The following is a 13027-nucleotide window of genomic DNA, read 5'->3' on the forward strand; positions in this document are numbered from 1 at the left end:
GAAAGCGCAGGAAAGAAAGATCTCTATTGCTCAAAAATTATTATTTATTATTCTTCAATGCAGATATAGCCCAAGAGACATTTTGTCAAATGGGCTAGATCAAGCTTACGTTTTAAATGAACTATTAAACTATCTGGGCGATCTAGTTACCCGCTGAGCGAGCACTTTGCGCTGCCGCGATAATTTGACGATTTCGTTTAATGAGATCTTCGTTCTTAGTAAAGCTAATAGATTTATTGGCCATCTGTTCGGCTGCTGCATAGTTTTTCTGATGAAGACGAATCTGTGCAAGATCGTACCAAATACTTGCATTTCTCGGCTCTAAGCGAACAGCTCTTTCAAGCGAGCTAGCCGCTTTATCGAGACGATTCTCTTGAACTGCTTTGCGTGCATCATCGAGGAGAACTTTAACAGCATTACCGCCAGACGGTGCTGCTGGAGGCGTCGGCGCTACAGGTGTTGCAGGAGCTGGAGGCGTTGCCGATGCTGTCTTAACACCACTGTTGGGTGCAGGAATAGCAGGGGCGGGAGCTGTAGTTGCCGGGAATGTCGCTTGTGGAGTTGCAGTACCAGCAGTGGTTGCAGGCCAGTTAGACGACGAAGGGGCAGGGAATACAGGTGCCTCCATTGGTGTTTGTTGTGGTTGTTGAGAACCTAAAAAACCAACCTCATTACTTTGAGGAGCTTGAACCGGTGAATCTTGTAGCGCGTATGCTTTTACCGCACCGCTATTGTCAGGGAAGCTAGGCTCATAAGGTTGTCCTTGGATCGGACGAACGCGAGCTCCCTCGGGCGCTGTGGCAGCACAGGCCGTTAAGACTAATAGACTTATTAAAAAAATGGCATTTCTTTTCACGAAAATATCCTTAAACAAATTCTGTTGCATCATGGAATAATCACTGATGAATAGTCGTTATAATTTACCACAGATTATCTCTGTAATACAGTGAGAGTTACATCCCGATATAGGGGGATGTTACTCAAATATAAACCCACCAGACTCCGGAGATTCTGGGATATAGAAGCATTCACTTGCATAGGTTGGCTGATAGCCTGCTATGAAAGGAAGCGTTCTAATTTTAGTATCGGGGCAGGATGTTCTCGGAGGAAGCAATCCTGTTGAGAGGTCGACTGCGACATCGACAATGTTTGCCGGCTTATCGTGAGCGATGCTTTCAAGGTGAAGATTCTTCATAGCACCAGCCCAGAGAGGAAGGGCTCCGGCAGTTCCTGTTAGACGTCTGATAGGTTTATTATCATCGCGTCCCACCCAGGAGACCGCAGTATAGTTGCCGGTAAAGCCTGCAAACCAACTATCTCGATAATCATTCGTTGTTCCTGTTTTTGCCGCAACGCGAATATTTTTGCCGAGGCTATTTCGCAGTGATCCGGCAGTCCCTTGATTAACAACATCAATCATCGCTTCTGTAATGAGGTAGTTAGGGCCAGGTTCAATCGCTTGGATAGGATCGACCTCAATTTGAGCAAGTAGTTTACTCTCACTATCGGTCACTTCGCGAATTGAACGGAGTGGTGTGTAGTATCCATTATTAGCGATTGTGGAGTAGATCTGTGCGACTTCAATTGGAGGAAGGTCGACTGATCCCAAGAGTGATGCCGGAACGGCAGGAATATTGTATTTGATTGGATTGACGCCAAGACGGTAGAGGGTATCGACGACATTATCGATCCCAATATCCATCCCCACTCGAATCACCGGCAAGTTGTATGATTTTGCAAGTGCCGTAATCAGAGGGACCCAGCCATGCAATCTACGGTCATAGTTGTTAGGGCTCCAAGTTTTGCCACCAATGACAAGATTGATAGGTGAAGCATCATCGAGTGGTGTTGCTAAAGAGTAACGACTTGGCTCTTCTAAAGCTCTTAGGTAGACAAAAGGTTTTACTAAAGAGCCGATAGGACGATTGGTATTGAGCGCACGGTTAAATCCTGCTTGTCTTACATTTCGATCCCCTACTATCGCGGCGATCTCGCCGGTATTATTCTTCGCAATAACAATGGAGCCTTGTAAGATATTAGGCGTAAGGCCTCGGTCTTTTTCGATGCGCGTTAATGTATTCATCACCGATTGCTCAGCATAGTTTTGCACAATAGGGTCGAGCGTTGTGAAGATCCTTAAGCCACCTGAGTTGAGTTGATCAGCGCTATATTGCTCTTTGAGCTGTTTATAGACAAGCTCAATGAATGCCGGAAATCGTGTCTTTGCCGGTGGAGGATTTTCTAAAATTTTGAGGGGTTCCGCCTTCACAATAATGGCATCCTCTTCACTTAAGAGATTCTGTTCAACAAGCACATCAATAATGAGGTTTCGACGCTTGATTGCAATCTCAGGATTACGGCGAGGATTGTAGCTACTAGGGCTAGGGATCACGGCAACGAGGGTCGCAATCTCACCAATAGAGAGCTCATTGACCGGTTTACCGAAGAAGAATTCGCTCGCTAAACCAAAACCGTGGATTGCACGGTCGCCATCTTGGGAGAGATAGATCTCATTGATATAAGCTTCCAAGATCTCATCTTTATCGAAGCGCCAATCGAGGACGATCGCATAGAACATCTCTTGAATTTTACGTTCTAATGTCTTTTCGCTTGTTAAGAAGTAGTTTTTGATCAGCTGCTGGGTGAGCGTCGACCCTCCTTGGACATTTTTCCCTGCTTTAAAGTTAGTGATCAATGCGCGCATAATCCCTTTCGGGTTGATTCCGAAATGTTGGTAGTATGCTCGATCTTCCATGGCAAGAAGTGTATCGATCAACATGGGAGGAATCTCTTCACGCTTTAGAAGGATTCGATCTTCATTATGTGTCGGGTAGATCGATGCAATTAAGAGGGGTTCGATTCGTGTCAAAGAGATCTCTTCCCCTGTGGTACGATTTTTAATGTCACTAATACGATTATTTTTAAAAGTGACCTCAATCTGTTGTGACTCTTCCGTGCCATCGCTGTAGGTGAAGGGGCGAGTATGAACGGAGATACGATTGTTCTCTTGATCGAAGTAGAAGGTTCCTGGCTGACGAAGAGATTTTGAGGCTCGGTAGAGAATCCACTCTAGCTCTTGCTCCATCTCTTTAGGCTTAAGCTCTTTGCCGGCATAGAGTTCTAGGGGTCGTGCGTAGACTCGAGCAGGGAGGGCCCATTGGCGATTTTTGAATTCAGGGGTAATTTCGTGATCGGCTTTGATAATGAAGTAGCCAAAGATGGGAAGCGCAACAAGTGCAACGATCACAATAATAGAGATGATGAGCCGCATAAGGTATGCCACAGCACGATTAGCACGTTCACCAGTAGTTAGATGGTTTTTTTTGTTTTTCATGAAATAACGGATACCAGCTCTGAAATAGGGAGTAGTCTAAAAAGTAGTGGGCTCAATAGATATCTTGATCTTCAGAGAGATGATCTTAACAATCTACTTTTTTGTTTACGATTTTGCATTATATAAGATCCGCCCTCTAATGAAAAATAATAGTTTATATCAACTTTCTTAGTAGCATTTTTAGTAATATCGGTATAATCTTAACGTGTTAAATAATGAGCCTATTAGTATTTAAATTCTATAGAGGTGAATAGAGATAATGGCTGAAGAAGGTAGTAGGAAAGGCGAATCTTGGTTGCAACGACTAGGGTTCGATAAACATAAAGATATTAGTATTGAAGGCTTGATTCGAGATTGCGAAGAGGCAAAGAATCAAGGATTAATTAGCGATGATTCATTAGAGATGATTCGCGCTATCATTGCCGGCTCGCAACAGATTGTGCGTGACATTATGGTGCCAAGAGCGAAGATGATCACGATCGCCATTGATGAATCGCCAGAGTCAATCTTAGAGCGCATTATTGCATCGGGTCACTCCCGTTTTCCCGTCTTATCAGATAACCATGAAGAGATCGCTGGAGTGCTTCTCTCAAAAGACCTGCTTCCCTATATTGGTGAGAAAGAGTTAGATATTAAACCCCTCATCCGTCCTGTAGAGTATGTCCCTGAAGGGAAGTTTGTGACCGCATTGATCAATGATTTTCGTATGAAGCGGATTCATATGGCACTCGTCGTTGACGAGTTTGGCTCAGTTTCTGGGCTGATTACCATTGAAGATCTTTTAGAGCAGATTGTCGGTGATATTGATGATGAACATGATCGTCGAGAAGAGCCGGCAGAGCAGGTCAAGATATTGAGTGATAATCTCTATGTGATTGATGCTTTAATCCCTTTGGAGGAATTTAATCACTATTTCCAAAGAGAGATTGAAGAGGAGGATGTAGAGACATTGAGTGGGCTGATCATGAAGACAGCAGGAAGTCTTCCGGCAGAGAATGATCAGGTGATTATCGATGATATGTGCTTTAAGATTCTACCTTTCTCCGGCAACTATATCAGTCAGGTTGAGCTCTCTTTTAAAGAGCGTGAGGCGTAATAGCTTTCCCATTGATAAGATCTGCTGTTATGTTTTTTGTTCAATTAATTAACAATGACATAATTTTGTTTGACAGAAAGAGGCGCTTTATCTAGAATGACAATTCTTAATTCCTCGATAGCTCAGTTGGTAGTAGCACTTGACTGTTAATCAAGGGGTCCCTGGTTCGAGCCCAGGTCGAGGAGCCAAATTAAGAAAAGCCCGGATCAGATGATTCGGGCTTTTTTATATTTTTATACGCAAATTTTTTATACTTAAAAAGTTTAGACTGTATAGAGCGGTATCGATATATTGGACATATAGAAAGCAGAGTATGAACCACAATATGTTGATATCAACCTCAATTAAATAAGAGGCTAAGAGAGGATCGATGAGACGATTTTTTATAGTGATCCTAATGTTATCCTTTTGCGCGTTACAATGGGCTGTAGGAGATAACAATGATCGCCGAGAGATTAAGATCTTAAGACAGACGCCTTCAGAGATTGATCGAGCGATTAGTGATCATCTCTGTATGAGCTATGAGGTGATTCATCCCTATCATCGCTGTCTAGAACGTTACTATGATCAAGGTGATCTCGATCAGAAAGCATTGCGAGAGTATGATTTTATTATCACTACGGAGCAGTTCTATAATGAATCATTGGCGAATGATTTTCAGTTAGTATTACCCCTCTATCATCAGGCCTTTACTGTAGTTTCGAGAGGCATTTCACGTGATGAACTCTTCACTGAAGGTCAAAGTTTTGGTGTCCTAGATCAGCCGACACAGACAAAAGTTTTAGCGGATGTGTTAAGGGCGATGAATATTAATCGCAAAAAAATACCGCTTCGGCACTTCTCTTCTCAAGAGTTGATCGATTACTTCTGTAGTTTTGAGATCAACGTTGCTTTTGTAACGGGCGCGCATCCGAGCCGCATTGTGCGACAACTCAATACTCTTTGTGGCGGTGAACCGCTCTCAATTGTTTCGGCGCTCCCAAAAAACTTTTTTCAAAAACATCGTTATTTCTATAAAACAGTTGTTCCGAAAGAGTTCTACTGGCGTATTCCTGAAGATATAGAGACGCTCAGTATCCGGCATCTCTTAGCTGTTAATAATCGATATGACAGTGATGAGTTAGAGGCTTTGATGAATAGCTTTATCGATGAGCTTGAATATAATCGTTCACTGCCTGTTACGGAGGCCTCGATTCTTCTGAACTACAATAATCTGCAAACGCCGCTTCATGAAGTAGGGGATGATATTATTGAGGAGTTACAAGAGGAGCTTCAAGCGGAATTGGCTGCAGAAGCTCAATCTTAGGCGCTGATCTTAATCTATTCAATCTAGCGTTGCTCTAGTACCTAATTATCGAAATTTAATGATCGATAAAGTGTAGGATTTGATCGAGTGCTTTTTGCGTATAGTGTGGGGTATTGACCTCAAACATGGCGAGATCTTCCTCGCTTCTTAACCAAGTCCTCTGTCTTTTCGCATATTGTCTCGTGGCAATAATCGCGCGCTCTACTGCTTCAGCTAAAGTCATCTCTCCTTCGAGGTAATTCCATATTTGACGATAGCCGACAGCGCGCATTGAAGGATAATCGAGATTGAGTTCAGGATATCTCTCTCTGAGTGTTGCCACCTCTTCTATTAAACCGGCATCGATCATTTTATGGTAACGATTGGCGATCTGCTGATTTCTTCTCTTCTCATCATTATTAGCTAGAGCAATTTTAAGAAAAGGATACTCGATTCCTGGCTTTTTCGGGAGACTCCAGTAGTAAGTAAGTGGTTTACCGGTCTCAAGATAGACACTTAACGCCCGAATTACCCGCTGTGTATCATTAGGGTTTAAGCGTTGGAAGCTATCGGGATCAATCTCTTTGAGTTCTTGATGTAATTGTGCTGATCCCTCTATCTCCGCTCGTTCGGTTAACTGTGTTAAAAGCGCGGGAGAGACTTGTGGGATCGGGGAGATCCCCTCTAAAAGAGATTGAAAATAGAGAAAGGTCCCGCCGACGAGAAGTGGTGTTTTTCCGGCAGAGAAGCTCTCTTCTATCTCAGTAAGGGCGTCACGGCGAAATTCTGCTGTAGAGTAACGTTCTGTAGGCTCACAAATATCGATCAAGCGATGGGGGTAGTGCATCAATGTTTCTCTATCTGGCTTTGCTGTCCCAATATTCATCTCTTTGTAGATCATGGCTGAATCTACTGAGATAATCTGCACCGGAATTTGATCAGCAATTCGCATTGCAAGCTCCGTTTTTCCCGTAGCGGTGGGGCCCATCAAACAAATTACTCTCTTATTCATGTAAAATCCTTTATGATAATAAGATTATTTTTTACAGGATAGTATAGCGCAATGAGTCAGTATTGGACGACCTTAGATGACCTTTATACAGAAAAGTTACTTGAGCCTGGAGCGGAGATTGAGCAGGTGGCTCGATCCTTTCAGATTAAGATTAGTCCGACAATGCAGCAACAGATCGCTAGCGCTAGTGAAGAGGATCGGGATGCTCTATTGCGGCAATTTATTCCCTCTGTCGCAGAGAGTCATATCTTGCCAGAAGAGCTAGATGATCCCATTGGTGATCGTCGCTTTACACCTGTCACCGGCGTGGTACACCGTTATCGCGATCGGGCGCTTCTAAAGATCACTCAGTTGTGTGAGGTCTATTGTCGCTTCTGCTTTCGTAAAGAGATGATCGGGCAAAAGGGGGAGAATCTAACTAAGTCAGAGCTTCAAGATGCGCTCGACTACTTTGCCCGGCATGAAGAGTTGTGGGAGGTGATTTTAACAGGGGGAGATCCTTTAATTCTCTCTGTTCGTCGATTAGAAGAGGTTTTATCGGCACTTGCAGCAATTCCACATCTGCGTAGTATTCGGATTCATTCGCGTATTCCCCTTATTTCTCCTGATAAGATCTCTGAGGAGTTGTTAACACTGCTTGATAAGGTAATGGCGCAAGGAAAGATGGTTACTGTGGTCCTTCATGCGAATCATGCTGCGGAGTTCTCTCTTGAGGGGCGAGCTGCATTACGAGCTTTACGAAGTAGGGGGGTGATGTTGCTCTCCCAATCTGTTCTATTGAAAGGGGTTAATGATCATCTTCCGGCATTGAAGGAGTTGATGTATACCTTTGTCGAGAATGGGGTTAAACCTTACTATCTCCATCAGATGGATCTAGCGCGCGGTACGAGCCATTTTGTCGTGAGCAATGAGCAGGGTATCGCATTGATCAACGCATTGCGGGAAGAGATCTCCGGAATCTGTATCCCACGCCTGATTATTGAGATACCAGAAGGCGAGGGAAAGCATGTTTTAGCCTAGATCTCTCTCGAGAGTATCTATGGGGAGTATTTGTGGATAATCTCCCATAGCTCATCTCCAACAGCTAATTTCTAATGGCCAATCTCTAATATCTGCAGATAATTTCTTAGATCGTTAAGAGAATCTCATGTGCTGTTTGGGGGATGCGATTCCATGGAAGCAGTAAGTTGAGGCGCGAACCACCATATTGGCGCCACAACATTGTTGAGCGAATGCCGGCAAGTAGTAGAGCTCTGATCTCGTTGGCGATATGGGGTTGAGAGAGAATCGATTGTTCTCCTTTAACCATAATACGCGGGGTGAGTTTGCTGAGTGTTTGAGAGTAGAGATCTGCAATTGCGGCAATAATATTTTCGTGGGTAATCTCAAAGTGCTGTAATCTTGAGGCGATATTTTCAAGACCGGCCCCTAAAACATTGAGCATCTCCTGATTCTTTCTAAGAGAAGCCTCTAATGAGATAAGGGAGTAGAGGTAGATTTTTGCCGGTGCCGGCACATTTTTCAATCCTTGTGCAAAAGCAGATAATCCCGGTTTAATATTGCTTACACCATCGTAGACATCATCAATATTCTCAGGTTTTAGGACAAAGATACTATGGAGGAGAGGATTTCGCTCCTCATTAGGGATAGAACCGACCGTTGCAATTCGATCAACTAACATCGCTGATTGGAGTACCGCTGATAGTGCAATGACTTGATTTCTATTCATTCCCTTCTATTTCATCCTTTCGATAGATTATTGAGTCTAACTCATTAAGACTAACTCATTAAGATCAATTTATATAAGCCACATTTTACAATGTGATTGGTCACTATTATTTCATCACTTTGAGAGTAGGTCTAATTTAGTTCCCATCAATTTTATCTACTAATTTTATTCATTAATATTATTCATCCATTTGATCTCTATTGAGGAAATGGTGAAGAGTTATGACCGCTGTTGAAGTCTGTTAACCTATAACTATTGCAGCTATTGTAACTGTTGTAAATCATAACAGAGCCGATACTTTTTCTGCAAAATCATTAAAAGAGGCTTGCGGAGATATTAATACATAAGCCTAATATCGCCATGTTGAAGATAAAAGAGACGATCGATTGCAATAGTACGGCGCGTCTCATCGGTGTTGAGGCGATCTCAACATCTGCTGTTTGTGACGCAACGGCAATGGTAAAAGAGAAATACATAAAATCGAGATAGCCGGGACGTGTAATTTTATCAGGAAAGAGGAGCCAAGGGCTTTTCTCAATATCGGGGCTACTGTAGAAGAGATGAGCATAATGCATCGTATATCCGAGGGGAAGCAGTAGCCAAGAGGAGATGAGTGTTGATGCTGTTAAGACATATTGGAGAATCTTTTCATCTCCGGTTAACCCATCATGTCCGCCAAGACCAAAGAAGAGGACAAGGAGACTTGCGCAACAACCGGTAAGAAGAAAGAAGAGAACCATTCGCGCGCTCTCATCCTCATTGCTTGTGAGTTTGCGAATATCTCGATTCTTATGACGAATCACTTTTTGTGCTAAGAAGAGAATATAGACCCAAGAGAAGGCATTCCAGCTAATGATAAAGCTCATCCAGGGGGTATGTTTCGAGATTAAGAGGCAGAAGGTCGTAATAGCGACGATGAGAGAGACGATAAAGCGAGGGCGAGAAAGAATTGTATTGTGGATAAAGTGGATGGTGCGAAAATTTTTTCTTTCTGCATGAGGTTTTTGCATAATGCGCGTTCCCTTTGTGTGCTCAGATATCGAGTTTTAAATCTGGATCTTCAAAATATATTTCAGTTTTCTTAAGGCTTTTTTTAAGATCTTCTCAGTGCTTCTAAGTATTTTCTGAGTATTTTTGAATATTTCTGAGTATTCTTAAATATCTCTAAAAGATCTCTAAAAGCATTAAATTTTTTGAATTATTTTTCAAAATTGATAGAAGAATTATATCGAATAAATATTAAGTTGCGTAAAGATATTTTTAAAGCGAGAGAAGAAAAGAGCGTTATTTGTCTAAGATAATTCTCAAAAAAGAAGTTTTATGGAATTGAATACGATTAAATTCGCGATTAAATGTAGTTAATTTGTAGACAAATCATTTTAACTTCTTGTTCTTCGTTCTAATCTCCTCTATAAGTAGTTAAACGAAGTTAGATAACTTTTTATATAGAAAACAGTAAAGGAGAATGGAGTGCTAAGTCTTATTGGGTTTGCCACAATTTTAACAATTGTTACCTTATTAATTCGGGGGAAGGTGATCCCGATAGTGGCCTTAACATTGATTCCGATCATCGGCGCGTTAGTAGCGGGTTTTGGAATGGAAGAGATCGGGGGATTCTTTAAATCGGGTTTAGGCTCGGTGATGAATGTTGTGGTGATGTTTATCTTCGCCATTATCTTTTTCGGGATTTTGCAAGATGCCGGTCTTTTTGATCCGCTGATCAATAAGATGATTCAGTTAACCCGAGGAAATATTATTACGATCTGTATCGGCAGTGTCATTATTGCTGCAATTGCGCAGCTTGATGGTTCGGGAGCCTCTACTTTCTTAATTACAATCCCGGCACTATTGCCCCTCTATAAGCGGATGCGTATCAGTCCTTACCTTCTAGTTCTCTTGATAGGTGGAAGTGCTAGTATCATGAATATGATCCCATGGGGTGGGCCATTAGGAAGAACGGCGAGTGTAATCGATATGGATGTCACGGAATTGTGGCGTCCCTTGATTCCTGTGCAAGTTGTGGGAATGATTCTTATGGTAGGCTTAGCAACTGTTTTGGGCATGCGTGAGAAGCGTCGTATTGCGGCATTGCCGGCATCATCCGAGGTAGAGGGAAGTGATGAAGATTTAGCACCGATGACATCTGATCTTAAGCCGGGGCTCTACCTCTTTAACCTCCTTTTAACGATTGGCATCATCGCTATCTTAGTGACGGGAATTATTCCTGCCGGATTTGCCTTTATGATCGGGGTTGCGATCGCTTTACCGGTGAATTTCAGAACGATTCAGCTACAGAATGAGTGTATTAAACGTCATGCGCCTAACGCTTTATCGATGGCGTCAATTATTCTTGCTGCCGGCGTCTTCTTGGGCGTTTTAAATGGTACAGGAATGTTAACCTCTATTGCGCAAGATCTTATCAATATTATGCCGGAATTTATGGGACGTTATATCCATCTAATTATTGGCTTTTTAGGATTGCCTTTCGATCTTCTTTTAAGTACAGATGCTTACTACTTTGCATTACTGCCCGTTGTTGACCAAATAGCGACAACTTATGGAATAGTATCAACCTCAACAGCTTATGCGATGATTGTTGGTAATATTGTAGGAACATTTGTTAGCCCCTTCTCTCCTGCACTATGGCTCGCACTTGGTTTAGCGAATATCGAGATGGGACGCTATATCCGTTACTCCTTCTTTTGGATGTGGGCGATTGGCATCTTATTGTTGATTGCAGCCATTATTATGGGTGTTATTGCGGTATAAGTAGGGCTGCAATAGGCTAAATTAAAATAGATAATCCCTAATAGACGCAAAATCGATGGCGCTTGCGACTATTAGGGATTTTTAATAGCTAGAGTCATCAATCGAGAATCATCTGACCCGTAATTGTGATCTCGCTTTTATTGCTATGTTGTGAGCGATTTTATAAAGCGATTTTATAGAACAATTTTATAGAAAAGCTTTATAGAATAACGTTATAGATTAACTTTATGGACATAATGGCTTATGGTTCATTGCTCAACTGTAGATAGTCAATAACATTATTATTCTCATAGTTGTTGAGGATATAGAAGTAGTTTTGGTACTCAAAAAGGGTATCGTTAGATCTATTTCGATCTCCTTCCACAACTCCTTCAAGGAAGAAGACCTCTTTACGATCATTGACGACCCAAACTAATGTCTCTTTGATATTTTGATATTGGAAATCTTTGTAGTGATCCGCAGTGTAATTATCAAAATTATCTAAAATAGCCCGAAGACGAGCTTCCTCATTTCGAGCAGCTTCATAACGTTGATACTCGTTACGCGGTAAAATATCGGAGAGGTCAGGGCAATCAGCAAGATTTTTGCTAATCTCTCTATTTTGTGGGTTAAATACCCCTAAGTATTCTCCATTCCAAAAGAGCTCAAAAAAGCTCGCTTGAGAGAGCGCCTGTGTAAGTTGATTCCATTCCCGAGCGCCTTTATCACTAAAGGTCTCTTCCGGAACGGAGTAGGATCGCCCATCAATGGCAAGTTCAATCGGCGCTAGTACGCCATCATCATCGTAGGCAGGGACTTGATTCCCTTGAAAGTAGATAGTAACGCCATGATCATAATCCTCACCGGCCCCTACATTACAACTAATAAATAGCTCGGCGCCGTCATTGTTTTCTAAACTATATTCAAGATAACCTTGTCCAAAACCAGTGTTCCAGGTGAAAGGTGTAGCATAAGCAGCTGTCGCAATAGAACCTACTGCACAGAGCATCATCGCGGCTTTTCTCATAAGCTCTCCTAAAGTATCGCTTCAATCAATATTTTTAAATTATTTTCACATTATAAACCGGCGATATTTTAAGTGTTTCTAAATCATCTTACTTTTTGACTTATCGATCGATATAGTCATTATTTTCCAAAATGTTTTATGTGAAACATTTTGTTTGGAATCGATATGATGAGGAGATAGAAGTTCTTCATTTATTTTTTTAGACTCCATCTTTTGTTTTTTATTATATTTGTGATGAAGAAGAGCTGTATAAAAATTCAACTGTCCGGAAATTCCGGATAGTTCGAAAATAGTGTAGTAGAGAGGCTTTCAGATAAAATTGATCATTATAATTCAGATGTGATTTTTACCGTTGGTTATCGCGCTTGTTCAACAAGAGAGGCTTAATTTCGGAAATGAGCAACGCGTATATTAGGTGAATATTTAACGAAAGGTTTTAGTGTATGTGATAACTGACGAAAAGAGTAATTAAAAAATAAAAAAAGCTTGACTAAAACGTGTAACAACGTAACAGAAACTCTTTTTTATTTTGTATCACTGACTATTACATGGTTTTCAGAGATTGAAGCGATGTAACATTTACGCAACAAAGGCGTAACAATGTTACTAAATAGTGGCCTGTTCATAATTGTGTTATACGAATATTACATAGATGTTACAGATAGTGAGTCCTTGTGAACCAGTAATATCAATGCTTTTCGTTTTTTTTAGTTTTGTTACATCTGTTACGCCTTTTTTGGGGATCTGTAAATTTTCTTTGGGATATTTAATCAATAATTGAAGCAAAGTTGGAGAT

10 protein-coding genes and 1 tRNA gene are annotated in these 13027 nt (G+C 41.6%); 5 read left to right on the forward strand and 6 right to left on the reverse strand.

Annotated features, from left to right (window positions below):
- Positions 1-142 precede the first annotated feature (142 nt).
- Together AC0SAP_RS05475 and mrcB are read right to left on the reverse strand one after the other, a co-directional pair.
- Positions 143-856, reverse strand: a complete 714-nt coding sequence (locus AC0SAP_RS05475) for a tetratricopeptide repeat protein (protein ID WP_158214359.1) — start codon at positions 854-856, stop codon at positions 143-145.
- A 120-nt stretch (positions 857-976) separates the two neighbouring features.
- Complete coding sequence (gene mrcB, locus AC0SAP_RS05480) at positions 977-3334, reverse strand: penicillin-binding protein 1B (RefSeq protein WP_286483063.1); 2358 nt, start codon at positions 3332-3334, stop codon at positions 977-979.
- A gap of 259 nt (positions 3335-3593) precedes the next feature.
- Here mrcB and AC0SAP_RS05485 point away from each other — a divergent pair, with 259 nt between their 5' ends.
- The 3 genes from AC0SAP_RS05485 to AC0SAP_RS05495 all read left to right on the forward strand — a co-directional run bounded on the left by AC0SAP_RS05485 (position 3594) and on the right by AC0SAP_RS05495 (position 5736).
- Positions 3594-4430, forward strand: coding sequence for a transporter associated domain-containing protein (locus tag AC0SAP_RS05485; protein ID WP_094567623.1), 837 nt, complete (start codon positions 3594-3596; stop codon positions 4428-4430).
- Positions 4431-4541: 111 nt separating this feature from the next.
- Positions 4542-4618, forward strand: a tRNA-Asn gene (locus AC0SAP_RS05490).
- Positions 4619-4800: 182 nt separating this feature from the next.
- Positions 4801-5736: a TAXI family TRAP transporter solute-binding subunit gene (locus tag AC0SAP_RS05495; protein WP_286483064.1), complete on the forward strand. Its 936-nt coding sequence runs from the start codon at positions 4801-4803 to the stop codon at positions 5734-5736.
- Between the two features lie 55 nt (positions 5737-5791).
- On the opposite strand, the gene miaA is transcribed toward AC0SAP_RS05495, so the two are convergent.
- Positions 5792-6703, reverse strand: a complete 912-nt coding sequence (gene miaA, locus AC0SAP_RS05500; protein ID WP_473383302.1) for a tRNA (adenosine(37)-N6)-dimethylallyltransferase MiaA — start codon at positions 6701-6703, stop codon at positions 5792-5794.
- A 75-nt stretch (positions 6704-6778) separates the two neighbouring features.
- Between miaA and AC0SAP_RS05505 the strand changes: the two genes are divergently transcribed.
- Entirely contained in the window at positions 6779-7747 is a 969-nt protein-coding gene (locus tag AC0SAP_RS05505; protein ID WP_473383303.1) for a KamA family radical SAM protein, read from the forward strand.
- A 106-nt stretch (positions 7748-7853) separates the two neighbouring features.
- On the opposite strand, the gene hflD is transcribed toward AC0SAP_RS05505, so the two are convergent.
- Both hflD and AC0SAP_RS05515 read right to left on the reverse strand, forming a co-directional pair.
- Positions 7854-8456: a high frequency lysogenization protein HflD gene (gene hflD, locus AC0SAP_RS05510; protein WP_473383305.1), complete on the reverse strand. Its 603-nt coding sequence runs from the start codon at positions 8454-8456 to the stop codon at positions 7854-7856.
- A gap of 314 nt (positions 8457-8770) precedes the next feature.
- Complete coding sequence (locus tag AC0SAP_RS05515; protein WP_473383306.1) at positions 8771-9466, reverse strand: DUF1345 domain-containing protein; 696 nt, start codon at positions 9464-9466, stop codon at positions 8771-8773.
- 460 nt (positions 9467-9926) lie between these two features.
- On the opposite strand from AC0SAP_RS05515, the gene AC0SAP_RS05520 reads away from it, so the two are divergent.
- Complete coding sequence (locus AC0SAP_RS05520) at positions 9927-11225, forward strand: CitMHS family transporter (protein ID WP_473383307.1); 1299 nt, start codon at positions 9927-9929, stop codon at positions 11223-11225.
- A gap of 241 nt (positions 11226-11466) precedes the next feature.
- Here AC0SAP_RS05520 and AC0SAP_RS05525 read toward each other — a convergent pair whose 3' ends face one another.
- Positions 11467-12231 carry a hypothetical protein gene (locus AC0SAP_RS05525; RefSeq protein WP_473383309.1) on the reverse strand — a complete coding sequence of 255 codons (765 nt, stop codon included), beginning with the start codon at positions 12229-12231 and terminating at the stop codon, positions 11467-11469.
- Positions 12232-13027 lie beyond the last annotated feature (796 nt).

Source organism: Ignatzschineria sp. PL_is040, assembly GCF_055813795.1.

Excerpts from the sequence above, each read along its gene's own strand:
- mrcB (WP_286483063.1), bottom strand. The coding sequence starts at position 3,334 with ATGAAAAACAAAAAAAACCATCTAACTACTGGTGAACGTGCTAATCGT.
- AC0SAP_RS05485 (WP_094567623.1), top strand. The coding sequence starts at position 3,594 with ATGGCTGAAGAAGGTAGTAGGAAAGGCGAATCTTGGTTGCAACGACTA.
- AC0SAP_RS05495 (WP_286483064.1), top strand. The coding sequence starts at position 4,801 with ATGAGACGATTTTTTATAGTGATCCTAATGTTATCCTTTTGCGCGTTA.
- miaA (WP_473383302.1), bottom strand. The coding sequence starts at position 6,703 with ATGGGCCCCACCGCTACGGGAAAAACGGAGCTTGCAATGCGAATTGCT.
- AC0SAP_RS05505 (WP_473383303.1), top strand. The coding sequence starts at position 6,779 with ATGAGTCAGTATTGGACGACCTTAGATGACCTTTATACAGAAAAGTTA.
- hflD (WP_473383305.1), bottom strand. The coding sequence starts at position 8,456 with ATGAATAGAAATCAAGTCATTGCACTATCAGCGGTACTCCAATCAGCG.
- AC0SAP_RS05515 (WP_473383306.1), bottom strand. The coding sequence starts at position 9,466 with ATGCAAAAACCTCATGCAGAAAGAAAAAATTTTCGCACCATCCACTTT.
- AC0SAP_RS05525 (WP_473383309.1), bottom strand. The coding sequence starts at position 12,231 with ATGAGAAAAGCCGCGATGATGCTCTGTGCAGTAGGTTCTATTGCGACA.